Annotated in this window: 21 protein-coding genes; 12 read left to right on the plus strand and 9 right to left on the minus strand. The window is 35.9% G+C overall.

Going from position 1 to position 23660, the window contains the following annotated elements; genetic code table 11:
* The first annotated feature begins 636 nt into the window (after positions 1 to 636).
* Positions 637 to 3651, plus strand: coding sequence for a DNA gyrase subunit A (gyrA, locus tag GGG_RS0110290; RefSeq protein WP_010114653.1), 3015 nt, complete (start codon positions 637 to 639; stop codon positions 3649 to 3651).
* Between the two features lie 174 nt (positions 3652 to 3825).
* On the plus strand, positions 3826 to 4137 hold the full coding sequence (locus GGG_RS0110295) for an NIF3 1 (protein WP_010114654.1): 312 nt from the start codon (positions 3826 to 3828) through the stop codon (positions 4135 to 4137).
* A gap of 298 nt (positions 4138 to 4435) precedes the next feature.
* On the opposite strand, the gene GGG_RS0110300 is transcribed toward GGG_RS0110295, so the two are convergent.
* The gene (locus GGG_RS0110300) at positions 4436 to 5215 is read right to left on the minus strand and encodes a ferredoxin--NADP reductase (RefSeq protein ID WP_010114655.1); all 780 of its coding nucleotides are present in this window, start codon (positions 5213 to 5215) and stop codon (positions 4436 to 4438) included.
* A gap of 80 nt (positions 5216 to 5295) precedes the next feature.
* Between GGG_RS0110300 and tsaA the strand changes: the two genes are divergently transcribed.
* Complete coding sequence (gene tsaA, locus GGG_RS0110305; RefSeq protein WP_010114656.1) at positions 5296 to 6030, plus strand: tRNA (N6-threonylcarbamoyladenosine(37)-N6)-methyltransferase TrmO; 735 nt, start codon at positions 5296 to 5298, stop codon at positions 6028 to 6030.
* A 59-nt stretch (positions 6031 to 6089) separates the two neighbouring features.
* Here the strand turns inward: tsaA and GGG_RS0110310 are convergent, their stop codons facing one another.
* Both GGG_RS0110310 and GGG_RS0110315 read right to left on the minus strand, forming a co-directional pair.
* Positions 6090 to 7550 carry a CHAD domain-containing protein gene (locus GGG_RS0110310; protein WP_010114657.1) on the minus strand — a complete coding sequence of 487 codons (1461 nt, stop codon included), beginning with the start codon at positions 7548 to 7550 and terminating at the stop codon, positions 6090 to 6092.
* A gap of 190 nt (positions 7551 to 7740) precedes the next feature.
* Positions 7741 to 9201 carry a CYTH domain-containing protein gene (locus GGG_RS0110315; protein ID WP_010114658.1) on the minus strand — a complete coding sequence of 487 codons (1461 nt, stop codon included), beginning with the start codon at positions 9199 to 9201 and terminating at the stop codon, positions 7741 to 7743.
* Positions 9202 to 9461: 260 nt separating this feature from the next.
* Between GGG_RS0110315 and GGG_RS0110320 the strand changes: the two genes are divergently transcribed.
* The 5 genes from GGG_RS0110320 (at position 9462) to GGG_RS0110340 (ending at position 14137) form a co-directional block, all read left to right on the plus strand.
* The gene (locus tag GGG_RS0110320; RefSeq protein WP_010114659.1) at positions 9462 to 9854 is read left to right on the plus strand and encodes a DUF962 domain-containing protein; all 393 of its coding nucleotides are present in this window, start codon (positions 9462 to 9464) and stop codon (positions 9852 to 9854) included.
* A gap of 279 nt (positions 9855 to 10133) precedes the next feature.
* On the plus strand, positions 10134 to 11297 hold the full coding sequence (locus GGG_RS0110325) for a LuxR C-terminal-related transcriptional regulator (protein ID WP_010114661.1): 1164 nt from the start codon (positions 10134 to 10136) through the stop codon (positions 11295 to 11297).
* Between the two features lie 285 nt (positions 11298 to 11582).
* Entirely contained in the window at positions 11583 to 12203 is a 621-nt protein-coding gene (gene thiE / locus GGG_RS0110330; RefSeq protein ID WP_010114663.1) for a thiamine phosphate synthase, read from the plus strand.
* Between the two features lie 138 nt (positions 12204 to 12341).
* Positions 12342 to 13634: a glutamate-1-semialdehyde 2,1-aminomutase gene (hemL, locus tag GGG_RS0110335; protein ID WP_010114665.1), complete on the plus strand. Its 1293-nt coding sequence runs from the start codon at positions 12342 to 12344 to the stop codon at positions 13632 to 13634.
* Between the two features lie 74 nt (positions 13635 to 13708).
* Positions 13709 to 14137 (plus strand): heme-binding protein, encoded by a 429-nt coding sequence (locus GGG_RS0110340; protein ID WP_010114666.1) that lies wholly within the window; start codon positions 13709 to 13711, stop codon positions 14135 to 14137.
* Positions 14138 to 14213: 76 nt separating this feature from the next.
* On the opposite strand, the gene GGG_RS0110345 is transcribed toward GGG_RS0110340, so the two are convergent.
* From GGG_RS0110345 to GGG_RS0110365, 4 genes are all read right to left on the minus strand, one after another.
* Positions 14214 to 15278 (minus strand): amidohydrolase, encoded by a 1065-nt coding sequence (locus GGG_RS0110345; protein WP_029574536.1) that lies wholly within the window; start codon positions 15276 to 15278, stop codon positions 14214 to 14216.
* A 226-nt stretch (positions 15279 to 15504) separates the two neighbouring features.
* Positions 15505 to 16251 (minus strand): Ig-like domain-containing protein, encoded by a 747-nt coding sequence (locus GGG_RS0110355; RefSeq protein WP_010114668.1) that lies wholly within the window; start codon positions 16249 to 16251, stop codon positions 15505 to 15507.
* A gap of 454 nt (positions 16252 to 16705) precedes the next feature.
* Entirely contained in the window at positions 16706 to 17107 is a 402-nt protein-coding gene (locus tag GGG_RS0110360; RefSeq protein ID WP_010114669.1) for a DUF3144 domain-containing protein, read from the minus strand.
* A 56-nt stretch (positions 17108 to 17163) separates the two neighbouring features.
* The gene (locus tag GGG_RS0110365; RefSeq protein ID WP_010114670.1) at positions 17164 to 17535 is read right to left on the minus strand and encodes a DUF3144 domain-containing protein; all 372 of its coding nucleotides are present in this window, start codon (positions 17533 to 17535) and stop codon (positions 17164 to 17166) included.
* A 91-nt stretch (positions 17536 to 17626) separates the two neighbouring features.
* Here GGG_RS0110365 and GGG_RS0110370 point away from each other — a divergent pair, with 91 nt between their 5' ends.
* On the plus strand, positions 17627 to 18259 hold the full coding sequence (locus GGG_RS0110370; protein WP_010114671.1) for a hypothetical protein: 633 nt from the start codon (positions 17627 to 17629) through the stop codon (positions 18257 to 18259).
* Positions 18260 to 18341: 82 nt separating this feature from the next.
* Here the strand turns inward: GGG_RS0110370 and GGG_RS0110375 are convergent, their stop codons facing one another.
* Entirely contained in the window at positions 18342 to 19358 is a 1017-nt protein-coding gene (locus GGG_RS0110375) for a hypothetical protein (protein ID WP_010114673.1), read from the minus strand.
* A gap of 261 nt (positions 19359 to 19619) precedes the next feature.
* Here GGG_RS0110375 and GGG_RS0110380 point away from each other — a divergent pair, with 261 nt between their 5' ends.
* The 3 genes from GGG_RS0110380 (at position 19620) to GGG_RS0110390 (ending at position 21639) form a co-directional block, all read left to right on the plus strand.
* The gene (locus tag GGG_RS0110380) at positions 19620 to 20222 is read left to right on the plus strand and encodes a TetR/AcrR family transcriptional regulator (RefSeq protein WP_010114675.1); all 603 of its coding nucleotides are present in this window, start codon (positions 19620 to 19622) and stop codon (positions 20220 to 20222) included.
* Positions 20223 to 20225: 3 nt separating this feature from the next.
* A complete protein-coding gene (locus tag GGG_RS0110385) occupies positions 20226 to 21203 on the plus strand; it encodes a zinc-binding dehydrogenase (protein WP_010114677.1) in 978 nt (325 codons plus the stop codon).
* A gap of 82 nt (positions 21204 to 21285) precedes the next feature.
* Positions 21286 to 21639, plus strand: coding sequence for a DUF1304 domain-containing protein (locus tag GGG_RS0110390; protein ID WP_010114679.1), 354 nt, complete (start codon positions 21286 to 21288; stop codon positions 21637 to 21639).
* A gap of 67 nt (positions 21640 to 21706) precedes the next feature.
* Here the strand turns inward: GGG_RS0110390 and GGG_RS0110395 are convergent, their stop codons facing one another.
* The gene (locus GGG_RS0110395; RefSeq protein WP_010114681.1) at positions 21707 to 23551 is read right to left on the minus strand and encodes an amidohydrolase; all 1845 of its coding nucleotides are present in this window, start codon (positions 23549 to 23551) and stop codon (positions 21707 to 21709) included.
* Positions 23552 to 23660 lie beyond the last annotated feature (109 nt).

The raw sequence follows: 23660 nt of genomic DNA on the forward strand, positions 1-23660 counted from the left end.
AAGCTTTGTTTTTTTAGCCCTGGTTTAGTTCCTGATTTGATCTTGTTACCTATTCAAATTGGATTATTCATATCTGTTGGTTTTATATCAATAATTTTGACTCTATTCATCCGTTTATTTATTCCTTTAGACGTAAAAAACTGAATTTTACAATGTTAAATGGCGAACTAAAAAAGTTATTTTTAGTCTGATAAATTGAAGACGATCAAATTTTTTATGCTTTTGTATATGAATTATATAGATAATTGAGCAATATGCTTAATGTAGGTGATTCATTGATCACTATTACTCACAAATATAATATTTTTCTTTATAGAGTACTTGCTTCATATTTAAGTTAAGTGATTAAAGGTCTATTTGATCTAAATTGTGATAACAAATTCCGCATTTTGAAAAATAAATTTGCAAGAAAAGCGATTTAAGTAAAGTAAGTTATGTTGTTGAAAATATATACAAAACAAAGCATATGTTTGTCGATAAAACATAACGAAAGAGCCTATAAAAGTCTTTGTTTTATGCTATAGTTATCGGCTGTATTTTCGGATTTTAGCTCAGTCATTTTGAGTTAATTCTTTGCAAGATTGATTATATAAATGAGCAGTTGCAGTGTGCGCTGTTTGTAAATAAGGAGTATGCATGAGCGTATCGGAAATTAGACCGATTGCCATTGAGGATGAACTAAAAAGCTCATATCTCGATTATGCCATGAGTGTTATTGTATCTCGTGCATTACCAGACGTGAGAGATGGTTTAAAACCTGTTCATCGTCGTGTGCTGTTCGCTATGCACGAGTTAGGTAATGACTATAACAAAGCCTATAAAAAATCTGCACGTGTTGTCGGTGATGTAATCGGTAAATACCACCCGCATGGTGATTCTGCTGTTTATGAAACTATTGTACGTATGGCTCAGGATTTTAGTCTACGTTATCAATTGGTTGATGGTCAGGGTAACTTCGGTTCTGTCGATGGCGATAGCGCAGCAGCAATGCGTTATACCGAAGTACGTATGCGTAAACTAACCCATGAAATGTTGGCTGACTTAGAAAAAGATACAGTCGAATGGGAAGATAACTACGACGGTTCTGAACGTATTCCTCAGGTTATGCCGACGCGTATTCCAAACTTATTGATCAATGGTGTAACTGGTATTGCCGTTGGTATGGCGACCAACATGGCACCGCACAACATGACGGAAGTTGTGAATGCGTGTTTAGCCTATGCAAATAACCCGAATATTTCGATTGAAGGGTTAATGGAATATATTTCTGGCCCAGATTTCCCTACTGGCGGTATTATTTATGGTAAATCAGGAATTGTAGATGCTTACCGTACAGGTAAAGGTCGTTTACATATTCGTGGTAAATACCATTTTGAAGAAGACCAAAAAACAGGTCGTACAACGATTGTTTTCACTGAAATTCCTTATCAAGTCAATAAAGCAAGAACGATTGAACGTATTGCTGAGTTGGTGAAAGAGAAAAAACTTGAAGGAATCTCAGAACTTCGAGATGAGTCTGATAAAGACGGGATGCGTATTGCGATTGACTTAAAGCGTGGTGAAAACGCTGAAGTGATTGTGAATAACTTGTTCCTCAATACTCAGCTTGAAAATTCATTCAGCATTAACATGGTTTGTCTAGATAATGGACAACCTAAGTTAATGAATTTGAAGGATATCATTGCGGCATTTATTCGTCATCGCCAAGAAGTGGTGACGCGCCGTACAATGTTTGAATTACGCAAAGCACGTGAACGTGGTCATATCTTAGAAGGTTTGACTGTTGCTTTAGCAAATATTGATGACATTATCGACACGATTAAAACATCTGCAAATCCTTCAGAAGCACGTGAGCGTTTACTTGCTGGTGAATGGGCGGGTGGAAATGTGGTTGCATTACTTGAAAAAGCAGGTGCAATTTCAGTTCGTCCTGATGAAATTGAAGGCGAAGATCCAAACCGTCCATTCGGTTTAGATGGTCTAGTTTACCGTTTATCACCTGCACAAGTGGGTGCGATTTTAGAATTACGCTTACATCGTTTAACAGGTCTTGAACAAGATAAGTTACAAGCTGAATATTCTGAAATTTTAGCTCAAATTGCTGAATTAACTGCGATTCTCAATGACTTTAACCTATTGATGAATGTGATTCGTGAAGAACTCGCATTGGTTTTACAACAATATGGTGATGCACGTAAAACTGAAATTGTAGAATCACGAATTGATTTCTCTCGTGAAGATTTAATTCCAGAAGAGCAAGTTGTATTAACCGTATCTAAAACAGGTTATGCAAAAACTCAACCATTGTCAGACTACGCTGCTCAACGCCGTGGTGGACGTGGTAAATCTGCGACTTCGATGAAAGAAGATGATTATATTCAGCATCTAATCGTGACTTCGAATCATGCGACCGTACTTTGCTTTACCGATGTTGGGAAAGTGTACCGTTTGAGAGTGTTTGAAGTGCCACAAGCTTCGCGTGGTTCAAAAGGTCGCCCGATGGTGAACTTGTTACCACTGGATGCAAATGAAACGATTACAGCTATTCTTCCTGTCATTGATGCGCCGAAGAAATTTACAGAACGTTTAACTGAGTTTAGAACTTTTGTACGTGCCAATGTTGCGAAGTTGCGTGAAAATGCAATCATCGATGCACATTACGAGCCGTTAAAAGCTGCCTTTGCAGAACTTGGTGAAAACCCAGATGATTTATCAGATGCTTTACGTAAGCAATTGAAAGAAATCGGCTTAGAGTTGTCAGCTTCAGATATTGAAGATGAATTGGTGAATGAGTTTGCTGAACGTGTTGAAAATGTTCGTAAAAACTTCTATGTATTCATGGCAACTGCTTCTGGTACGGTAAAACGTGTTGAATTAGAACAATTTAGTAATGTTCGTTCAAATGGTTTACGTGCAATTGAGCTGAAAGAAGAAGACACTTTAATTGGTGTAGCGATTACCGATGGCGAACAACAAATCATGTTGTTCTCAAATGAAGGTAAAGCGATTCGTTTCTCTGAAACTGATGCACGTGTGATGGGACGTACTGCAAAAGGTGTGCGTGGTATGCGCGTAACTTTAGCTGCGGCTCAAGTAGAAGATGATGTTGAAACTGATATTGATTCCGATGATGAAGATTCTTCTGATTCAAATGTAGCAAGTCGTATTGTTTCTCTAGTCGTTGTACCTGAAACTGGCGAAGTATTATGTGCTTCTGCAAATGGTTATGGTAAACGTACTCCAGTTGATGACTTCCCAACCAAGAAACGTGGCGGTAAAGGTGTGATTGCAATCAAAACATCTGAACGTAACGGTGAGTTGGTCGGTGCAGTTGCAATTGATGAATCTAAAGAACTGATGTTAATTTCTGATGGTGGTACTTTAGTTCGTACTCGCGCATCTGAAGTTGCTAGAACGGGTCGTAATGCACAAGGTGTACGTCTGATTCGTTTAGGTAATGAAGAAATCTTAGTCGGTGTTGTTGCTGTCGAAGCCGTTGAAGCAGATGAAGAAATTTTAGATGTTGAAATGATTGATGGCGAAGTATTGGAAAATACTGAAGATTTAATTGATTCTGAAGCACTGGTTGAAGATGAAATCATTATGGATGAAGGTGAACCTGAGTCTGATGGTGATGAATCTGAAGAGTAATTTTTAGATGTTGGAGGAGGACGCTAAGGCGTCCTTTTTTATTATTCGATGGATTGTAATGAGTATCACGTTTGATTAATTGATAAAACAAAAGCAATTTGATTTATATTAAGTCCATAATACTGATTGATATTAGATACGAATGTTCAAACATCTTTATAGTGAATAATTAAAATGCTCAAACTGATCTATTACGTCCCTGAATCACATTTAGAATCAACCAAACTTGCTATTTTTGAAGCAGGGGCTGGTGGTATTGGTAATTATGAACACTGTGCATGGCAAGTGTTAGGAACAGGACAATTTAAACCTGTGAAAGGCGCAAATCCATTTATTGGAGAATTGGATACTTTAGAACAACTTCCTGAATGGCGTGTAGAAACCATTGTCTCAGAAGAAAAGGCTGTGCAAGTCGCAAAAGCATTGAAAGTAAGCCATCCTTATGAAGAGCCTGCTTTTGATTTTATTCAAATTGTTGACTTATAGTATGTTTATCTTGATATAGTAAGGATTTAGCTCAAATTTAAACTGATAGACATTAGAAAATATGCAATATGAGGGGTTGCCTTATTGATTGAGATTTGACACCTTTAATCAAAATCGGTAACTTCTTTTTTTCAAGCTCTGTGTCAGATTAAGTTGGAACTAATATACCTAATATAAAGAAAGGAACAATTTAAAATGCTTAAGTGAGTAGTATTACCAAATTCGTGGAAACTTTTAAATTAACAGGCAATAAAAACCGAGGCTTTGACCTCGGTTTTTAAGATTTAATCTCTAGGGATTATTTTTCAACGAATGCGCGTTCAATCACGTAATCGCCGAGCTCACCCATACGTGGTGATTCTTTAAGGCCATGCTGATCAAGCAAAGCAACAACATCTTTTAAAAATGCAGGGCTACCGCACAACATTGCACGATCAGTTTCTGGGTTAAAACGTGGTAAACCAATTTTTTCAAATAGTTCACCAGATTCAATCGCAGTGGTTACACGACCTTGAGTGTGGAATTCTTCACGAGTTACAGTAGGGTAGTAAACAAGTTTGTCTTTAATCCCTAATTCTTGGAAGAACTCATGGTTAGGCAATTCATTTAAAATCAAATCTTGATAAGCCAATTCTGAAATAAAGCGAGTACCATGAACGACAATCACTTTTTCATAGCGTTCATAAGTTTCAGGATCACGGATAATCGCTAAGAATGGCGCAAGACCCGTACCAGAAGAAAGAAGGTACAAGTTCTTACCTGGGTTTAGATCGTCATGAACTAAAGTCCCTGTTGGTTTTTTTGAAATAAGAATGTCATCACCAACTTTTACTTTTTGTAAAATCGAAGTTAAAGGGCCATCTGGCACTTTAATAGAGAAAAATTCTAACTCTTCTTCGTAGTTCGCACTCGCAATAGAATAAGCACGCATTAAAGGCTTACCATTGACTTCAAGTCCAATCATCACAAATTGACCATTTTTAAAACGTAACGCAGTATCACGTGTTGTTTTAAAACTGAATAATGTGTCATTCCAGTGGTGTACGTGAGTAATCTTTTCGACGTTGAAAGCAGCCATTAAAGGTCTCAATAATTTATCAAATTAAAACAGGCTACTATTCTAATCTAAAAACATTCTCGATAAACTGAATATAATTAATGAACTTATCAGAAAAAGTGATTATGAAAGAGTTGACTATTCCAATTATCGGTTATATGCGATCGCCGTATAAAGAAAAGTTTGGTATTCCACGCCAACCGAATCTTGTTCAAGTTGAATCTTATATCGAAATGATTGCGCCTTATAATGATCTTATGGCGTTTGAAGGCATCGAGGAGTTTAGTCATATATGGATCATTTGGCAATTTCACGAAAATAAAAATCAACAGAATAATGACAAGTTTAGACCACAAGTTCGTCCACCGCGTTTAGGAGGTAATAAAAAAATAGGTGTGTTTGCAACACGGAGTATGTACCGTCCAGCACCTCTTGGTTTATCTGTGGTGCAACTCAAAGAGGTTCAAAAACATGGAGATACAATTCGAGTCTATTTACAGGGCAGTGATTTATTGGATGGCACACCGATCTTAGATATTAAACCCTATATCCAATATTCAGATGCTGTCGTCAATGCTGAGAGTGGTTATGCGCAAGATGAGCCTGTGCGTAAAGCAGTGTTTTGGAGTGAACATGCTCAAGATGTAAAGACACAACTATTAAACGCAAACAAAATTAATTCTCAATATATTGATGAGTTGGAACAAGTTCTATCTTTAGATCCTCGTCCAGCATATCAACATGATGAAGAACGTATTTATGGAATGAATTTTGGGGCATTCAATATTAAATTTAAATGTAATCAAGAAGCGATCCTGATTCAAAATATTGAATAAGCCTTTGATGCGGTTTATTCAATAAATTAGGCTAAATGTGCATAACGAAAGAAAAAGTCTTATTTCCAAAAAGTTTTGACCTGTGCAAAGTGAAGTAAATCTTGCTGTGATTGCATCAATGCATTTTGTTTTTCAGCAGCAATCCAGCCAAGTGCAAACCAGACTTCGGGTTGATTCGTGACATAAGGCTTTAATAAATTTTCAGCAACGATCAAGTCATTATATTTTCCTAAACTTTCTTGGGCAGGTTTTAGTGCTTTTAAATAGGTTTTAACAGAAGACTGATCATATAGAGATGAAATAAATTCAACGCTATAGCGTAATCTTTTGAGGCGTTTACGTGTACGATGTCGTGCTTCAACGTCTAAACTTAAATAATTTTCAGCATCCAATTGTATTGATTCATGTAATTGTTCAAGTTTTTTGTGAATAGTTTTTTCTATCGATTTTGAAGACTGTTCATGTATATCTTGATGTACAAATTGAATCAGTGAAAGTACCAAGCTGGCAAAACTTAGCGATTTAAATAGGTCATTGAGTTTATGATTCTCATACTGTGGCAAAGATTCAAGTTTGAATTTAGGAGCATCTAATGTTTCAAGTTGTGGCAAAAGCTCTTCATAGAACATACTTAAATCTCGAGAAGTTCCCAATTCTCGGAATAAGTTTGCCAACTCGTCTTGCCATGTTAAATCTATATGTTGTGACCAACTTGAGAAAGTTTTTAAGGCACTACGTAAACGTCGAATGGCAACACGTGCTTGATGAACATGTTCGCTGTTGAATTGTTGCGAAGCAATTGCCGTACTATTGGGAAGCAAGTGTTGTAGACAATGATGAATCACCTTTTTTAAAGCTTGTTCAGTTGAATCATTTTTATTTAAGTGCAGAGGCATTTGTAGTTGGACAGGAATTTCCTGTTCATCTTGAGCATATTGAAAGCCTTGTTGTACATGACTACAAATATCGAGCCATAAAGAATACCGCTTAACTCTTGGTAAAATAAAAGAAATTAAGTCTTGAATCGTACCTTGTTTAAGTTGGAATCTTAGCTCGTAAATTTCAAATTGATCTTGATTGACTTGCATCAAACCTCGATCAAGTTCTACGATGATTTGACTGTTTTGAAAATTAAACAAAGTGGATGATCTTTCAAAATTTGTGGAAAATTGAAGTGATAATGGATTAGCAAGACCAGAGATTAATTTTCGAATTTCTTTAGGGATATGCTTATTTTTTTGATAATGCTCAACTTGAATTTTATGATCATTTGACGAAAGAAGTTCTTTAATTTCAAAATGTTCAGTGTAGTGATTAGAAGTGGATTTTAAGATTTGTAGCCATTGCTCATTTTCCAAATGCTGTTTAAGTAAAATAGAACGTTGGAATAATTCGAATTGTTCATTATCAAAATAAAGGTTCTGAGTGTGTGTATGTTGCACACTTTTACGTTGTAGTGCCTTGAGAATGGCCTCACGTTTGTCTGGTGGAATTTGAAATCTAAGCTCAATTTCTTGCATTGTTAAAATTCCATTTTTATACATGCTTAGCTTGAGTCTAACGTTATTTTCAACGATATTGCGTCATTTTTATGTTGGAATAATTGTCTATTTTCTTATATATGATTCTAAATCAGGGGATATCAAACGATATCAACAGCATATGGATGATTTCAGCGTTGAAATCATCCAATTTAAGTAAATAAAGTGATTATTTTAAAAACTTACGACTAAGCAAGAATTGTTCTGTCGCATCTAACAAGGTTTGAGCATAAGCTTCTTGTTTTGCTGTAAGCCAGCCTAAAGCAAACCAATCACTGGCTTCGAGTTCAGTTTGTTGCAAATATGAGGCAGAGGAAGCAAGCACCTGATATTGTTCAGATGCTTGTTGAGCGTCATTTAAAGACTTGGCATATTTTTGCAGGTTTTTGACATCATAAATATGGGTCAAAATTGGAAAGCTAAATTTCAATTCATTCAGTCTTTGCGCCAAGAGTTCTAAGCTTTCAAGATCCGCTAAATCGGCTTGAGTTAACGCTTCTTGAAGCTGTTTATACTGGTGTTGTAATGTATTTTGGGCGTACCATTTTAAATCATGTTCTTGTGCTTTTTCAGATTGTCCTAAGCTAAACATCAACAGCTCTAAATAATGTTGAACATTTTGAGTAGATTTCACTAAATTATTCAGTTTTTCTTGGGCATATAAAATGTCTTTATCTAAACTTTCTGCTGTTTTAGGGTTTTGCAATAAAGCACCTAAAGTATTCTGCATATGTTCAAAATGTTGTAGATTTTTAAAATGGCTTTCAAATGCAGCCAATTGATGCGCCCATTTATCTGTTTTTGTATCTGTCCAATCTTTAAATAGGGAAAGACTTAAATGTAAATGGTGTAGTGCAATTTGTGCTTGGCGAATATGTTCAGATTCAGCAACTTGTGCAGAAATTGCAGCAATATTAGGTAAAAGATGCTGCATATGGATAGCAATTAATGCACGCAGGTTTTTATCCGCACTGTCTTTTTTATTGAGAATGATTTCTTTACTTTGTTGCGCAGGACTTACTTTTTGATTGAGTGTAAGTAGATTTCCAAATTCAGCTTTACTGCGGACGTCTAGCCAAAGTTGATATTTCTTCACCCATTCAAAACTAAAAGCCAATAAAGATTGAATTGAACCACTTTTCAACTCAAATTCAACTTCATGGATTTCAATTTGTTTTGAATCTGTACGAATTTCGCCCACATCTAAACAGACTTCAATTTCTGCATCTTCAAAATGAATAACACGAAAAGTGCGTTGAATATCTGTTTCAAATTGCAGTTTGAGTTGATCAAATTGATCGGCTAATGCATTTTTTAAAATATTGTGTGCTTCAGATTGATCAGCATAAATCGACAAATCAAGCTGTGGTGCTTCGGATAATTCACCTAAATCATGGTTTTCTTCAACACGTTGTAAATGGCTTTTAGTTGCAGCTTTAAGTGTTTGTACCCAGTGCGTGCCTTCTAAACGCTGACGCAGTGCTGCACCATTTTGAGCAAGTTTTTTATCATCAGTATCATAATACTTTGCTTGTAATTGAATTTTTTCAGACTTTTTGGGATCTAGTGCTTTAAGTAAAGCACTACGACGAGCTTCTGGAATCTGAAATTTTAATTCAACTTCAAGCATGATGGAATCCTAGCAATATTGTTAAAATCTTAATGTGTATAACAGCTGATCAATCATACTTATTCACATATTGATAAAACAGTGTGGATAAGTACGTTAACTTTACTTAATTTGAATGAAGCATTGTAACGTAAAATTTAAATGAGAATTGACCTTATAAATTTGATTTACAGCAGCACGATATCGTTTTATTGAAAAGAGTGTTGCTTTGTGCATTTATTCAACATAAATTAGAATTATGTGATGAATACTAAATCAGGATGATTGCCGTGAATGCACAAGTTGAACCTAAATCAGATTTTGAAATATCTAAACAATTTCAGCTACCTATAAAAAATTATTCAGAGTTTTATCGTTTCTATTTAACTGAACACCGAAACATCATGAGCCGTCGCTTGCATGCTGTTGGAAGTAGTGTAGGAATTTATTTTTTTGCTCAAGCAATTCGCCAAAGAAAACCAAAGTATTTTGTTTATGGCTTAGTATCGGGTTATGCATGTGCTTGGGTTGGTCATTTCGTTTTTGAGAAAAATAAACCAGCAAGTTTCAAACAACCTCTATATAGCTTTATTTCAGATTGGCGAATGTTGTCAGATATTATCCGCGGTAATTTAAGTTTAAAAGACCGTAAATTTGATAAAATTGACAGTTAATGTCTATTTCTAACAGAAAAAGTAAAAATCTTTTTTAAACTGGAGTAAGCCTCCAGTTTTATTTTTTAATGATGAAATGAAAGCGATGATTTTAAGTTAAAATATTAAAAATAACCTTATATTTAGATTCACTATTTTTATAATAAGCACTGTATTTAAGGTGGTTTTTTTATTGATCGTTATAATGATCTTGTGGTTTATGAATTATTGGATTTAATTCTCTATATTTCATGTGAATTTTTGTTATATTAATGATCAGTCCATGAATTAAAAAACACAATGACTTATAGAGAATATTATGATGAATTAGTTGAGTTGATTTATAAGATTCCTATTCAAAATGATGGATGGGGTATTTTTTTAGCCAAGCTCAATCAAGTGATGGATTCCTCTGCGATCCATGTGATTGGCATGGATTTAAAATATAATGCTTTCTCGTATAGTCGTGCGATTTCATTAAACACAGAAGAAGAAAGTGCAAGTATAGAAGTTAATTATATTCAAAACTATATTAAAAATGATCCACGTTGGATTGATGTTTTAAATATGCAAAATCAGGGCTGGTATCAATGCCATCATTTTATTGATGATGCAACGATGGAGTCTTCTGAGGTTTATCAGAATATTTTAGAACCCAATCAAATTCGTTATAGTGCAGTCCATGAATTGATTCAAGATGATCGTTTATGTGTCATTATTGGAATCAACACATCGAAGCAACGTGCACCATTAAATAAAGATGAATTAGATTTTTTAGATCAATTGGTTGTACATTTAAAAAGAATAGCTGTAATTCAACGCTATATTTTTGAGTTTTCAAGTAAAGCGATTATTGGATATTCACTGATTGATAAGTTATCTCAGCCTGTTATTTTGATCAATTTAGATTGTAAAGTCGTGCATTTGAATACTTCAGCAAAACAGCTGATTCAAAAAAGTAATATCGTCAATATCTCTGATGATGAGTTGAAACTACCTGAACCATTTCAAAAACAACTAACACATGATTTACAAAATATCGAATGTTTATTTAAGCAAAAAAGTGATCAATTATATGAAGTCGTGAAAGATGGTTGTATTAAACTTGATGATGGTAATGGTGGAAAAGTATATATTTTTGCTACATTATTAATCTCTGAACATGAGTTAAAAACGTTTGGTATTCGACCAACAGTCATGTTGACGATCTATCATCCTAAATATTCTCCAACAATTAACTCACATCTATTACATACAGCCTTTAATTTGACTCCAGCAGAGTCACGAGTGGCTATTTTATTATTAGAGGGATTTGTAGCAAAAGAAATTTCTATAAAAAACAATGTCTCAATAGATACAGTAAGAAAGCAGATTAAAGAAATTCTAAGAAAAACAGAAACAAATCGCCAATCTGATTTAGTCAAATTGTTGTTGAGTATTCCTAAATATTTTAATGATACATAAGTGTGAAGTAAGTTTAAGTTAGTACAGTTTATTCTTAGTACAGGGAATATCTCAAATATAATGTTTGTTTATTCAAGTTCTAAAATATAGAAGCTTAATTTTTGATCTGCTTAAGACATTTACGATGAATATTTAAATACTGAATTTGAATATCCATCGTGATCAGCGATTTATTCATTAAACTAACAATACAGATGTGTTTTATTAGCAATAAAATTTTTATAGCAATATGTATTTCATTTCAACTCTCGCTATACTTCTACTTTGTTTTAAACGAGTAGAAGTATGCGCGGTCTTTATCTCATCACCAATGATGATCCTATTCATTTACTCTTAGAAAAATTAGAAGCAGCATTGGCAACCAATGATATTGCCATACTTCAATATCGCCGTAAAAAAATTGCTAAAGTTGATCAAATCGATGAAGTTCAACAGATCAAAACATTGTGTGAAAAGTACCAAACGCCGTTTGTGATTAATGATGATTTAGATTTAGCAGAACAATTTGGTCTAGGCGTACATCTTGGTCAGTCTGATGGGGAAATTTCGGATGCGGCTACACGTTTGGCGCAAGGTGTGATTATTGGGCGTACGTGCCTAAATTCGATTGAACTTGCAGAAAAAGCCATTGCAGATGGTGCAACTTATATTGCATTTGGTGCAATTTATGCAACTTCAACTAAACCAGAAGCAGGGAATATCGGTTTAGAGGTTTTAAAGCAAGCCTCAGAAAAGTTCAACTTACCTATTTGTGCGATTGGTGGTTTAACTGTTGAAAATTCAAAAGTTGTGATCGATTCTGGTGCTGACCTTTGCGCTGTAATTAGTGATATATTGGCTTTATCAGTTGAAGATATTCCTGCACGTGTCGCTGCATGGGCTGAACTTTTTGCAGAAACTGCCTAATTTATTTAAAAAATACACATCTTAACTTTAAACTTCTCCGCTTCAGTATTTTAGGTTGTGAATGAGAACGTTGAAGTTTGATGATGTAGAATGTTGTCGCAATATTATTGATCACCTGAAATAGGATTGAGTAGATTTATGAGCTTATCTCCAAAGCAAGAACAATTGTTTAAACAAGCCAGTAAGCATATCCCAGGCGGTGTAAATTCACCGGTGCGTGCGTTTAATGGTGTGGGTGGTACGCCAGTTTTTATTGAAAAAGCCAAAGGTGCTTATTTATATGATGTCGATGGCAAACGCTATGTCGACTATGTCGGTTCTTGGGGACCAATGATTTTAGGTCATGCACATCCTGACATTATCAAAGCTGTACAAGATGCTGCTGTAGATGGTTTGAGTTTTGGTGCACCAACAGTGCATGAAACGACTTTGGCAGATATGATCTGCGAAATTATGCCTTCAATTGAAATGGTGCGAATGACCAATTCTGGTACAGAAGCAACCATGACCGCTATTCGTCTAGCACGTGGCTATACAGGCCGTGACATGATTGTGAAGTTTGAAGGTTGCTATCACGGACATTCTGATTCGCTATTAGTGAAAGCGGGTTCAGGTATGTTAACCATGGGTGAGCCAACTTCGAAAGGCGTTCCTGCGGATTTTGCAAAACATACAGTTACTTTACCTTATAACGATATTGAAGCTGTAAAAGCATGTTTTGCTAAATTTGGAAATGAGATTGCAGGGGTGATTATTGAGCCTGTTGCAGGAAATATGAATTTGGTTAAACCGATTCCGGGCTTCCTTGAAACAATTCGTGAACAATGTGATCAATATAAATCAGTATTTATTATCGATGAAGTAATGACGGGTTTTCGTGTTGCTTTGGGCGGTGCGCAAGCGTATTACAATGTTAAGCCTGATCTAACGACACTCGGTAAAATCATTGGTGCAGGACTGCCAGTGGGTGCTTTTGGTGGTAAACGTGAAATTATGGAATGTATTGCGCCTTTAGGTGGTGTGTATCAGGCAGGAACTTTGTCAGGTAATCCATTGGCAATGCGTGCAGGAATCAAAATGTTTGAAACCTTACGTCAACCGAATTTCTATACAGATTTATCTGCAAAATTAGACAAATTATTAACTGGATTGCAAGCAGCTGCGGACGAAGCAGGTATTTCATTCTTCACTCAACAAGCGGGCGGATTATTTGGAATTTACTTTACGGATCAGAAAGAAATCACCAGTTTTGATCATATTCTCAAATGTGATATTGAAGCATTCCGTAAATTTTTCCACGGTATGTTGAAACGTGGTGTAAACCTTGCACCATCTGCTTTTGAAGCTGGTTTTATCTCTGCTGCACATAGTGATGAAGACATTGCGTTTACAATTCAAGCTGCAAAAGAAACTTTTGCTGAAATGAAATAATTTTCAAATGAATTATCATGTAATAGAGCATGTGCTTTGATGCAAGCTCTTTTACTATGATATGGAGTTGGAAGATGAAAAGTAAACATTATTTAACATTGTCAGATGCTGAATTTTTATTAGACCAAGCTCATCAATATGCAATTGAACAGCATTTTAATGTCAGTATTAGCATTGTCGATGAGACTGGAAATCTATTAGCGATGAAGCGTATGGATGGTGCATCTCCAATGACTGCAAATCTGAGTTTAGAAAAAGCCAAATGTTCGGCGGTGAGCCGTCGTCCTTCAGGTGTTTTTGAAAATTTAATCAAAAATGGTCAAATGGGTTTTCTGACCATGGATACATTTTCAGGTATGCTGGAAGGTGGAGAGCCTATTTTGTACCAACAACAATTGGTTGGAGCAATAGGTATTTCTGGGGTTAAATCTTTTGAAGATGCTGAAATTGCACAATATGCGATTCAAAAATTTTTAAGCCAACAAGATGGTTTACAGAATTAATTTGTTTAATTCAGTGAATGAATGAGAGCAGCGCTCGTTTGAGCGCCACTGCATTTTTCTTAGATAATGATAAAAATTATAAGCGATAAAACTGCTTTGCATTGTGGTGGAATACTTGTTCTAGTGCATTTTCATCATATTGCATCACCACATCACTAAATGCATCAATGATATTGATCAAGCTTGTATTGACTCGATCCATAGGAAAGTTTGAAGCAAACATGACTCGATAAGTTCCAAAACTATCTAAGGCATGTGTAATGAGAGGAGCAACGAGGTCAATAATTTGTTGTTTAGAAGCCAGTTGCTTTTTTTTATAAAATTGATGACCTAAAACAGGCATGAATAAACCAGACATTTTAGTATAGACATTTGGTAAAGTACCCAGTTCAGCCATGTAATCTTGCCACTGATAGAAAATATTTTCTCGAGCCGTTTGAGTTAATCCCGTATTTTGCCCAACTTTTCCAAATAGCCCAGCAGGCGTACCAAAGTGATCTAAAACAATTGATGTTTCAGGAAATCTTTTGGCTAATTCAATTACATCTGGAATTTGAGTCGAATATACCCATGCATCGAAACTAAGGTTATGTTGCGCAATGTGTTCAAAACCTTTTAGAAACTTTTTATTGGTATATAAGTTTGGATCATCTGTCCAATTGTGTACGCCTTTATCTTCATGGAATGAAGCCATACGGCGAATACCACGTAACCGCTTTGAAGCCTTTTGATGTAATTTTAATATCTTTTTAAAATTACTGTCGCAAGGGTCAGCCGTAGCGACAATGCCTCCAAGATGAACAGTATTCTCATTAAAAGGTAGTGATTCTATAAATTCTGTTTCACCCACCACACCTTTGCCTTTATTGTTTGCCCAACTTGCTTCAATATGGACGACTTGTTCAACTTGATATTGACCAATATCGTTTTTGTAATCTTGAGGTAAATAAGCTTGAGTAATATGCGTGGTTAAGCCAACAGTATCGATCAGATCTTTGGGTTTAACCAAACGCACCATTTTATCTAAGAGGAAAGGGCGATTTCCCAATAGTTTAACAGCAAGTGCAGCCGCATGCGGTGTATTGTAAGGATCCCATTGATGAATATGAAGGTCAATAATTGGAAAATCTATATGTTGCATATAACGTCCAACTTGTTCTTTATTATTAGAAATACAATACATGAAATTTATAAAGTGTGGATGTTACGATTAGTAAAATTACTGATGATATTGACCATCTATCTTATTGTCGTCAATCACAAATTGATTACCAGCAAGCAAAAACGGAATGTCTCTGCTTGCTGGTTTGTTTTGAAGTCTTATGGAATATTACTATTCCATAAGACTTCATATCTAATTTTTATTATTAAACAAGATGTTGTTGAGCTTGAATAAGTTCATCAAAACTGTGATTTTTAGCAGTTAAAGCCACTAATTCAGTATGAACGGTTGTGTCTTGATGAGTTGTTTTTGGTCCTTCAGGGTTTACATTCTCTGTAATACCTTGTTCTTTGATGATATGGCTAATCACCTGATCTAGGTTTGAGTGAGAAGAAGGATGTGCTTTCGCAGTGTTTTCCTGCGTTGAAACAATTGCTTCGTCTCCTAAAAGATGAGTTAGGCTATGAGTAGTTGCATCACTTATAAGCGCAACGGGTTGAGGAACAGTAATATGCGCAGCTTGTGAAACATTGCCATCGTTATCCGTTGCAATAATATTTAATTGCTCACCAGGTTGTAGAGGGGCAGTTGAAACAGTAAATTTACCTTGGTAGTTTGCAGTCGCAATTCCAACGATGCTTCCATTTGAATCTGTAATACGAATAACAGAGTTTGCTTCTGCTGATCCAGTCACAGTATGAACATCGTCATGAATTTCAATTGTTGTCGGAGTATCTGAACTATGAGAGTTTCGAGCTATGAAGGTATAGGAGTAATTTAAACCTTGTTTATCGATGCCTACTAATGTTACGGTTTCGCCGTTGTCATAAGGAATCATACGAGAGAAATACCCATTAGGGCGAACTGTAAAAGAACCGATTTCTTGAGAACCTATGAAAATTTTTGCCGTAGAATTAGCCATAAGATTTACTGAGTATACCAAAGAAGCCATTTTATATATCCTAAAATTAATAAAGAGTTTTATAAGTTAAGCTAAATAATTATTATTTTGATTAATTTTAATACTTTTTTACAAAAAGACTTTTTCGCTTTTTAAGAATCATAAACATTTGTTTAAAATGAAATAATTGTTATTTGTAAGATTGTGCTCTAATTTGGATATTGTTTAGTTTTGTTAAATTATTTGAATTTATCTTTGAAATAATTTTTGTATAGCTTGATTCATTCGGAAATCTTATCGGTTGAACAGACTTTCAACTTTTATAATTTTCCATTATGTAGAATGGTGTTTAGCGAAGCTATTACATGAAATTTATAAAGTATGGATATGATTAATTGATAAAAATGATGAGTATTTTTTGATTTTAAGTCATTGTAAATGTTAAAATTATTTATAAATAAAAAGCCCATCAGGGCTTTTTATTAACTTTTGTTCTTAAAATAAATTAGTGTTGATGGTCATCTTTGCCATCATGTTTATGCGTATGAAAATCTTCATTTTTTCTAAAACGAAGATAGTTATCAAACTGTTCGCAATATTCATCAAAATTGTCTTCAAGCATCATTTGAAACTGCTGTAGCACATAAGACATGACTTGTTCTTTTGCTTCACGCATTTCTTCGCCATCTTTGAAAGTATTGGCAGCAACCCAAGTATTAAACCGAGCTGTCGCAAATAACATCGCTGCACTAACCTGACCACGTAGTTCTTCAGGCTTTGGTTGTTGACCTTTTGCAGGGCGGCAAAACTCATTGGCTTGCTTAATAAACTCATCAGCACGCTCAAAAAAGACAGCGTTTAAAGCTTCTTCTTCGGTGACATCAGCAGCATCGATTTTTTGAGACATGATTTTTTCCACAACTACATATTAATTTTACAAACCTATTATAGGCAATCCCGCACTTAAACGAAACGCTTTACTTCTTCAGCCTCTGCTTTTGGAAAATACTCTTCAAAATTTTCTTGGTATTCATCCAAATTGCTTTCAAGCATCGACTTAAATTGTTCCATATAATAATCTAAAATCACTTGACGATCTTTTTTAAAATCATCAACTTGTTGGTAAGAACAAGCCGCATGCCATGCGCTAAAACGTGCATTGGCGTACATAAATGAAGCGCTGACTTTACCTGGTTCAGTAGTCAGATGCGAAACTTGATGGGTCGAATCAATCAACTGATTTGCAAGACCGATGAATTCATCCGCACGCTCAAAAAATTGTTCATCGGATTCAGTTTGTTCGCTATTTTCATAGATTTCATCATTTTCAGACATTGGATTTCCTTTTTGTAATCTTGTTTCGTCGTTGCAACTATAGCATACTCAAAATAGCCTAAGCATATTTGAAATGATTCAGGAAGATAAGATGCAAGATGCGATTGCGGTGCAAAGTTTAAAAAATGATATTGCATTATTAAGACAAAATATGTGGCCGCCTGTAGATTTATCCAATGTTGAAGGATTACCAATTTATTATGGATCAAAACAACAGGTCGATGAATATTATACGCACTGGCTTGGGCTGATTGAAAGGGCACAAGCTTTATATCAACCTTTCATGGAAGATGAAGTCTTGAATGCTATTCACTTGCCCAGTCATTTGAATTTCCCGTTATTCTTTTTTCATGTAGATCGTATTCGAATCAATAAAACCCGAGCGAAAGAATCAAAAACATTTCGAGGAATTGCTTCATTGCTGGAAAAATGTGGGCAATTTGATGCTGAACAAATGGCTGAGATGACGCATTGGCTTAATAGTGATGACACGGCAGCATTGGTTGCACATCGGGAGTTTATCGATTTAAGAACTTATGTCTTTCAACATGGTCAAAGTGAATATACACGGACTCGTTTTTATGTGAATGGTATCGTGTTAAGTATTGAAAAAGATTTTGAAATTGTCGATGCAAGAGAGAAACCACGTAAACAACGCAATGACAGTTATAGTGATCCTTTGGCAGATAATGGCGTATGGAAGGTTTTTGGAAAGTATAAATAAAGTTAAATTATATAGTATTGAATGAATTGTTAAACTAAACACCACGCGTAAAAACGTGGTGTTTTGGTTTTAATACAATGCTTTAATTTGCATTTTTAATGGCATTAAGGATGGTCTGAGTCGCTTTATCATTGTAAAGCATACATGTATTTTTGACGGCATCGATATACTCATTTGCAATGACTTTGTCTTGACCTGTTAAAGCCTTACTGCTCTCGCTAAGCTCTTTAAGTAAATCCTCAAAATCAAATTGTATGCCCTTGGCAGTATAATTTCCTGCAAAATACTTATTTTGGTATTTTGCATACATATCAGCATTGTCGTCTTCATTATCATCCTGAGAGGTTATATATGCTGTTGTATCTTTAAATATTTTTTGTTCTGCTCCAGAGCCTGCGAGGGCAAAATCATTCCATCTGTTTATCACATATGGGTCATTTTCGCTTTCTATTTCAAGTTCAATATATTCTTGATTATTTTCCTCTTTTATCAATTGTAAGCAGGTTGAACCACTTGGAAATTTGGTGGTGGTATTGGCTGTATAGAATTTTAATTCAGCATTGCTGACAGAGATGTCATTTGTTCGACCATTTTTGATTGCCCACATATTTAATGGAGCAATGACATGATTAAACGATTGACCACTGATATCGATTGTTTTGTAGGTATGATAAAACTTTAAACCAGTCGATCCAATTTTCGAATAAGGCAACAATGTCCATTGATTTGCGTTTATAGACACAGTTCCAATCAACGCTCCATCTTGACTGATAGGGCCATCTTCATAAACACCATCTTTGGTCACCATAAAACTGAGATATAAACTCTTACTATCATCTAATGTATTGGTTTGTTTCACATAATATTTGCCATCTTTTAAGGTTATTCTATTTTCTTCATAGCCCAAGGGGCCTTCATATGGGGCTGAATTGACTTCACCAATATCAAGAATACTCCATTGTTGATTCGCAGAGGTATCAGGTGTTGTATTGTCATTGTTTCCATTACCACCTGTATACGAATCAGAGCCACCCCCTCCACCACATGCAGTTAAAAGTAAAGATGATAAAACTGCGAAAGAAATTGCCTTAATTTTCATAAATTATCCAAAATTATAAATGCTCATATTTATGAGTATAAAAATACTTCACTGTTATCATATTTTAATAAACTATTTTTTCAATGTGTTTTTAAACAAAGGGTTAAATTTACCTAAAAATTAAAGTGAAATAATGTATTTAGACAAAGATGCGATGTGCGTATTTTTTGAGTTGTTGGGGCAATATTTTGGATATTTAAATTACACGATTATGGGTTAAATTTATAGACGACTGGTCTATTATTGATTTATAGTAAGGCTATGAAACGATCAAACAAAAGTGAAGCAACCCGACAACATATCTTAGATACCAGCTTTGAACTGGTATTACGCAAAGGATTTGTCGGCGTTGGCTTGCAAGAGATATTAAAAGCCTGCGACGTACCGAAAGGTTCGTTCTACTATTATTTTGCGTCAAAGGAAGACTTTGGCTGTGCTTTGTTGGAACAATATATTCGTGACTACAAAGTGAAGGTCGAGCAACTTTGGTTGCAAACAGATGGCAGTGCCTATGCATGTTTGATGGCGCTTTGGCAGGCATGGATTGAAGATCCAACCCATGGTGGTTGGGCTGAGAATTGTCTTATTGTGAAATTGGCTGCTGAAGTTTCTGATTTATCGGAAGATATGCGCAAAATCTTGAATTTCGGGGTCAATAAATTGACTGAGCGTGTTGCAGGATTATTACAAGAAGGGCAGCAGGAAGGTTCAATTCCTCCACATATCGATCCAAATAAAATGGCGCAAGTGATGTATCAGTTATGGTTTGGTGCGGCACTATTGACCAAACTTGCTCAAGATAAAGCGCCACTTTATTTGGCTTTAGAAACCACACAAAATCTATTACTCCCGATTAAGGAATAAGCTATGAGAAGTATTATCCATCGTCGTTTTGGTGAACCTGCTGATGTACTAGAATTGGCTGAAATGTCAAAGCCTGAACCTAAGGCAGGGCAAGTACGTATTAAAACGATTTTATCTCCAATGCATAACCATGATGTGTGGACTGTTCGTGGCAGTTATGGCTATAAGCCTGAATTGCCTGCAATTGGTGGTAGTGAAGCAGTCGGTATTATCGATGCCTTAGGTGACGGTGTGAGTGGTGTTGCGATTGGACAACGTGTCGCTGTAGCTGGCGTTCATGGCAGTTGGGCAGAATATTTTATTGCTCCTGCACAAGCGGTTGTTCCTTTGAATGATGCTATTCCTGATGAATTAGCAGCACAACTCATTGGAATGCCAATCAGTGCTTTAATGTTATTGGATTTTGCCAATATTCAAGCTGGACAATGGATGATCCAAAATACAGCCAATGGCGCTGTAGGTAAAACGGTTGCCATGATTGCGCAAGCACGTGGTATTCACGTGATCAATTTAGTTCGTCGCCAAGAAGCAGTCAGTGAAATGCAAGCTTTGGGAATTCAGCACGTTGTTGCCACAGATCAAGCTGATTGGCAGCAGCAGGTTAAAGCCATTCATGCCGAGCAACCCTTATTGGTTGGTGTAGATTCAATTGGTGGTAAAGCCAGTGGCGAATTGTTAAATACATTGTCTGAAAATGGTTTGCTGATTTCCTTTGGTAGTATGACTGGAGAATTGATGCAAATTTCCTCAGGTGATTTGATCTTTAAACAAGCGACACTAAAAGGTTTTTGGGCAAGTACGGTGAGTAAACAGATGCCTGCTGAACGTAAAAAAGCGTTATTTATTGAATTACTTACATTGGCAACGCAGAACAAGCTTGTTTTACCGATCGATGGTATTTTTGAATTTGCAGATATTACAACTGCAGCATCAAAAGCAACGCAAGGGGCGAGACAAGGTAAAGTCTTGTTAAAAGCTTAAATCAAGTAAATCGAGTCAGCCGAGAGGCTGGCTTAGATTAGATATTAAACATTAAACGCTGACCAGAAAAAGGAAAATAAACATGATTGGGCAGATACTCGTTGGATTAATCGCAATATTACATGTCTACATTTTGGTGTTGGAAATGTTTTTATGGGATAAACCTTATGGCCTGAAAGCCTTTGGCAACACACTTGAAAAAGCACAACTCACTAAAGTATTGGCGCAAAATCAGGGTTTGTATAATGGCTTTTTAGCCGCAGGCCTGTTTTGGTCACTCATTGCACCTGAAACGTATGCGATAGCACTTGCCAACTTCTTTTTAGCATGTGTTTTAGTGGCTGGAATTTACGGTGGGTTAACTGCAAGTAAGAAAATTATTTATATACAAGCTGTTCCTGCGCTATTGGCGTTATTAGCAGTCAATTTATTCTAAGTCGTAAGTGGTTTTGTTGATTATGACAGTGGTGAGTTTTTACTCACCACTGTCTTGAATTTATAAATTATTTTTTAGACGTGTCTGAATTCACAGATATATTAGGCTTGAAACTATCCGTTTGATAAATCAATTGACCTGCTTTATAAGTCGCTACAATTTTAATATTCTTTATTTGCTGTGATGGCACTTTCAGCGGATCACCATCTAAAACCACAAAATCGGCAAGTTTGCCTTTTTCCAATGTTCCTTTATCTTTCTCCTCAAAATACTGATAAGCCGCCCAGTCTGTAACAGATTTCAGCGCAATATAAGGACTAACCCGTTGATCTTCACCTAAAACATCGCCCGTTCGTGTAGTACGGTTCACTGTTGCATCAATCACCATCATATTTTTAGGTGGAATAACAGGTGCATCATGATGTTGAGTAAAAATCATATTCTTTCTTAATGCAGATCCTGTAGGGGAAATACGATTGGCACGTGCTGCACCTAAAGTTTCGTGTTTATGCCAATCACCCCAATAATAGGTATGTAAGGAGAAAAACGATGGAATTAAACCTAGTTTTTTTGCCCGATCGAGCTGATCTTCTCGCATGGTTTGCGCATGAATGATGACATTGCGACGATCTGCTTGTCCAAACTTTTGATTCGCCACTTCTATTGTCTCTAAATACTGATCTATGGCAGCATCACCATTGGCATGTGCGAGAATTTGCCAATGTTGTTGATAGGCTAGATTAATTGCATTTTGAACCGTGGATTGTTCAGGATAAGCAGGGTAACCACGGTAGTTTTTATCTTTGCCCTCAGGGGGGATTAAATAAGGTTGGCTTAGCCACGCTGTTTTTCCTTGAGGAGAGCCATCTAAACTTATTTTCACACCACCAATGCGAAAATGCTTTTGGTATTGAGAATTTGAGCCATGTTGCAGCATATATGCTTTTTCATTGATGATATCGGGATAAACCACCACATCAATATCTAACTGCCCAATATCAGCAAAGCTTCGCCATAATTCAGCAGTTGCTGCATCTGCACGCCCTTCTTGCACAGTGGTATAACCATTCTTGATATAAGTGTTTAACGCCGTTTTTGCCATATTCTGCATAATTTCAGGTGGAACTTTGCTAAAAGCCGTTGCCATAGCTGAAAATACTGCAGCTTCTTCTAATACGCCATCAGGCTCTTGTGAATGCGCTTTACGACGAATAATGCCGCCAGTGGGATTCTTCGTATTTTTATCAATGTTAAGCAATTCAAGTGCTTTATGATTGACTGAAGCTAAATGTCCTGATTGGTGCAAAATAATAATCGGGTGGTTGCTTGAGACTTTGTCGAGGTCATCTGCTGTAGGGTGCCGTTTTTCTTCCAGTTGCGCATCGTCATAGCCATTGCCAATGATCCAGCCTTGAGTGGCTTGGATAAATGCCTGATTTTGTTGCTGCCATTGTGATAAAGCATTGAGCAATGAGGGAATATCAGACACATTGCCATCGGGCTCAGGATATAAATTCGCAACAGTTTGCTGTAGTCCTACACTATTGAGATGACTATGCGCATCGATAAAGCCTGGTAATAGGGTGTAATGCTTTAAATCAATCTCTTGGCTGGTTTTCTGTTGTTGTTGTCGTCGTTTGGCTTGTTTTAAATCACCTGCAAATGTAATTCGTCCATCTTGAACCAATAGTGCTTCTACATAATGCGGCGTCATTCCTTGCATGGTTAATATAGAACCACCATGAATGAGCATGTTGTGTGAGCTTTGTTCAATTTGAGCGTTAGGATGAGCATCTGAGTGTGTTTTTAAAGCTTGTTGTTTTGTGGTCGCACAACCGCTGATCAAGATACAACTCGTAATTGATAATATGGGTAAAATCTTTGAGCTAAGTAGAGCAGGGCGTAGCAACATTGTTATTCCCCAAGATTTAAATTATTAAAATTTTAAATTATAAAAAAGCATTCAGGGTTAAATCGGTATTAAATCAACATTAGATAAGCATACTGAAAATTTAACTTAA

The organism is Acinetobacter sp. P8-3-8, from assembly GCF_000214135.1.
GTDB lineage: Bacteria > Pseudomonadota > Gammaproteobacteria > Pseudomonadales > Moraxellaceae > Acinetobacter.

Bases quoted from the DNA above. Each gene is read 5' to 3' on its own strand.
- gyrA (WP_010114653.1), top strand. From the start codon at position 637: ATGAGCGTATCGGAAATTAGACCGATTGCCATTGAGGATGAACTAAAA.
- GGG_RS0110295 (WP_010114654.1), top strand. From the start codon at position 3,826: ATGCTCAAACTGATCTATTACGTCCCTGAATCACATTTAGAATCAACC.
- GGG_RS0110300 (WP_010114655.1), bottom strand. From the start codon at position 5,215: ATGGCTGCTTTCAACGTCGAAAAGATTACTCACGTACACCACTGGAAT.
- tsaA (WP_010114656.1), top strand. From the start codon at position 5,296: ATGAACTTATCAGAAAAAGTGATTATGAAAGAGTTGACTATTCCAATT.
- GGG_RS0110310 (WP_010114657.1), bottom strand. From the start codon at position 7,550: ATGCAAGAAATTGAGCTTAGATTTCAAATTCCACCAGACAAACGTGAG.
- GGG_RS0110315 (WP_010114658.1), bottom strand. From the start codon at position 9,201: ATGCTTGAAGTTGAATTAAAATTTCAGATTCCAGAAGCTCGTCGTAGT.
- GGG_RS0110320 (WP_010114659.1), top strand. From the start codon at position 9,462: ATGATTGCCGTGAATGCACAAGTTGAACCTAAATCAGATTTTGAAATA.
- GGG_RS0110325 (WP_010114661.1), top strand. From the start codon at position 10,134: ATGACTTATAGAGAATATTATGATGAATTAGTTGAGTTGATTTATAAG.
- thiE (WP_010114663.1), top strand. From the start codon at position 11,583: ATGCGCGGTCTTTATCTCATCACCAATGATGATCCTATTCATTTACTC.
- hemL (WP_010114665.1), top strand. From the start codon at position 12,342: ATGAGCTTATCTCCAAAGCAAGAACAATTGTTTAAACAAGCCAGTAAG.
- GGG_RS0110340 (WP_010114666.1), top strand. From the start codon at position 13,709: ATGAAAAGTAAACATTATTTAACATTGTCAGATGCTGAATTTTTATTA.
- GGG_RS0110345 (WP_029574536.1), bottom strand. From the start codon at position 15,278: ATGCAACATATAGATTTTCCAATTATTGACCTTCATATTCATCAATGG.
- GGG_RS0110355 (WP_010114668.1), bottom strand. From the start codon at position 16,251: ATGGCTTCTTTGGTATACTCAGTAAATCTTATGGCTAATTCTACGGCA.
- GGG_RS0110360 (WP_010114669.1), bottom strand. From the start codon at position 17,107: ATGTCTCAAAAAATCGATGCTGCTGATGTCACCGAAGAAGAAGCTTTA.
- GGG_RS0110365 (WP_010114670.1), bottom strand. From the start codon at position 17,535: ATGTCTGAAAATGATGAAATCTATGAAAATAGCGAACAAACTGAATCC.
- GGG_RS0110370 (WP_010114671.1), top strand. From the start codon at position 17,627: ATGCAAGATGCGATTGCGGTGCAAAGTTTAAAAAATGATATTGCATTA.
- GGG_RS0110375 (WP_010114673.1), bottom strand. From the start codon at position 19,358: ATGAAAATTAAGGCAATTTCTTTCGCAGTTTTATCATCTTTACTTTTA.
- GGG_RS0110380 (WP_010114675.1), top strand. From the start codon at position 19,620: ATGAAACGATCAAACAAAAGTGAAGCAACCCGACAACATATCTTAGAT.
- GGG_RS0110385 (WP_010114677.1), top strand. From the start codon at position 20,226: ATGAGAAGTATTATCCATCGTCGTTTTGGTGAACCTGCTGATGTACTA.
- GGG_RS0110390 (WP_010114679.1), top strand. From the start codon at position 21,286: ATGATTGGGCAGATACTCGTTGGATTAATCGCAATATTACATGTCTAC.
- GGG_RS0110395 (WP_010114681.1), bottom strand. From the start codon at position 23,551: ATGTTGCTACGCCCTGCTCTACTTAGCTCAAAGATTTTACCCATATTA.